Genomic DNA, 2,201 nt, shown 5'->3' with positions numbered 1-2,201 from the left:
GCGCAGAGACAAGCGGATCAGGGCAAAAACGTGTCTGAGCGAAGCGAGTTGTTTTTGACCCCGCTTGGCTCGAGCACCGCAGGTTGCCCGTAGCGCAGCGCAGGGACCCAGACTGCGGGTCGCCTTTTCTTTGGTGACTTTCTTTTGGCGAAGCAAAAGAAAGTTACTGGCCGCCGGGCCACTCCCGGCCAGCTGAACTAAAAAGAGAAAGGAGGAGGAAGAGCGCGCTCAGCCGGAGGAAGACCCGGGCAACCTCCTCAAGGCGCTCCGAAGCCAAATCGGGAAAACACCTCCTGCGCGGTTGCCGACAGCAAAAAGTCGGCAAACCTCCCAGCCGCAGCATCCCCGCTTCGCGCGGTCAGCCCGTAAGCGGCGCTGACCTGCAGGGCCGCCGGCATCTGCACCACATTCATGCGCGGCACTTCTTTGCGAACCGCCACCGCATTGGTGTAGTAAGTCAGGAAGAGGTCGGCGCGGCCTTCAGTGATCAACCACTCATAGGTACTTCGGCCGGCCGGCGGCTGGGGTGCCTCGGGCGAACCGGTGAGCTTGAGCGCCTTGGCGTCCAGTGCCGCATAGGCGCCGGGCTTCAGCGCCTCGGCTTTTCGGAACACCTCCCAGGCATAGTCACCCGAGGGGTCCGCCTTGGGCGTGGAAGTGCCCAGCTTGACGGCCGGGTCCAGCATCAGGTCGAGCAGTTTTCCGGGCTCGGCATTGAGCTGCGGCACGGCGAGTGCACACAGCTGGTTGCGCACAAACAGCATGGGTGGCGCCCATTGGCCGCCCGCCATGGCATGCAGGCGCTGCGGGTGTTGCGTATCGGCCGAGGCAAATACCTGTGCCGGCTCGCCCTTTTCAATGCGCTCGCGCAGCAGGCCGGAGGCGCCAAAGGTCAGCTGGGTTTTAAGGCCTGTGCGGGATTCATAAACCCGGGCAACTTCGGCAAGCGCTTCACGCAGGCTGCCCGCCGCATACACGCGCAGAGGCGCGGCATCAACGACAACTGGTGCGGACGACTGCGCATGCACCATATTCAGACCTCCTGAAAAAACAACTACCGCAGCAGCCCATACCAGCAGGCGCCGCGGAACCGGCCTTGGCCTGTCCTGAGCCTGTCGAAGGGCCGGGCCGGAGGCGCCGCCCCCTCGAGGGGGGAACAAGCTACACGCAGTGAGCTTGGACAGGGGGGAGCTCATCTTGCGTTGGGGAAGAACAGTTGTTCGCCACCTATCTTGTAGCTGGCAACCACCGCCTGGCCCGCGGGCGAAATCACCCAGTCGACAAACTTCTGCGCCTCCACCACTTTGACCTGCGGATGCTTGGCAGGATTCACCACCATCACGCCGTACTGATTGAACAGCCGCGTGTCGCCTTCGACCAGCACGGCCAGGTCCCCGCGGTTCTTGAAAGACAGCCAGGTGCCGCGGTCGGCCAGTACATAGCCGCCGCTGCTGGCCGCGATGTTGAGCGCCGGGCCCATGCCGCAGCCGCAGGCTTTGTAGTTGGCAAAGGCCGGCTTGTCGGCCGGCGTGTCTATGCCGGCGGCCTTCCAGTAGCGCAGCTCGGCGGCGTGGGTGCCGCTCTTGTCGCCGCGCGAGACGAAGTTGGCGTTCGCCGCGCTGAGTTTTTTCAGGGCTTCGACGATGTCCTTGCCTTTGGCTTTGGCCGGGTCGGCCATAGGACCTATCAGCACGAAGTCGTTGTACATGACCGGAAAGCGCTTGACGGCAAAGCCTTCGGCGACGACCTTCTCTTCGGCGACCTGGTCGTGCACAAACAGCACGTCGGCATCACCTCGCCGGCCCATGTCGATGGCCTGGCCGGTGCCCACGGCCACCACTTTCACGTCTATGCCCGTAGCCTTCTTGAACTCGGGCAACAGGTGCGAGAACAGGCCCGACTGCTCGGTCGAGGTGGTGGACGCCATCACGATGGACGTTTGCGCCATGGCCAGCGTGGCCGACAAGGCCAGCGGGGCGATCAGCAGCGCCCAAAGAACCTGTTTACGGTCCAAACGGGGCCGCGTTGGGGTGCAATCGGGATGAGTGGGCCGACCGGGCACGCCGCATGGGCTAATGCCCATGCAAGGGCCTGGGTGGCTCAATCGCCCGATTTCACCCCAACCCGGAGGGCAAGCGCCTTCTCGGGCGGTCTGCGGCGTTGCGGCGCTAACCCATAGCGATGCTATGGGTGTCGCACCG

2 protein-coding genes are annotated in these 2,201 nt (G+C 64.0%); both read right to left on the bottom strand.

Going from position 1 to position 2,201, the window contains the following annotated elements:
* Positions 1 to 257: 257 nt before the first annotated feature.
* The gene (locus tag AC1DXS_RS24665; protein WP_477740076.1) at positions 258 to 1,031 is read right to left on the bottom strand and encodes a molybdate ABC transporter substrate-binding protein; all 774 of its coding nucleotides are present in this window, start codon (positions 1,029 to 1,031) and stop codon (positions 258 to 260) included.
* Positions 1,032 to 1,192: 161 nt separating this feature from the next.
* Positions 1,193 to 1,948, bottom strand: a complete 756-nt coding sequence (locus AC1DXS_RS24660; RefSeq protein ID WP_477740077.1) for an ABC transporter substrate-binding protein — start codon at positions 1,946 to 1,948, stop codon at positions 1,193 to 1,195.
* Positions 1,949 to 2,201 lie beyond the last annotated feature (253 nt).

The organism is Polaromonas sp. P3_B1, from assembly GCF_056402935.1.
Note: the sequence above shows the minus strand (reverse complement) of the source record. Positions and strands in the feature narration are given on the sequence as shown.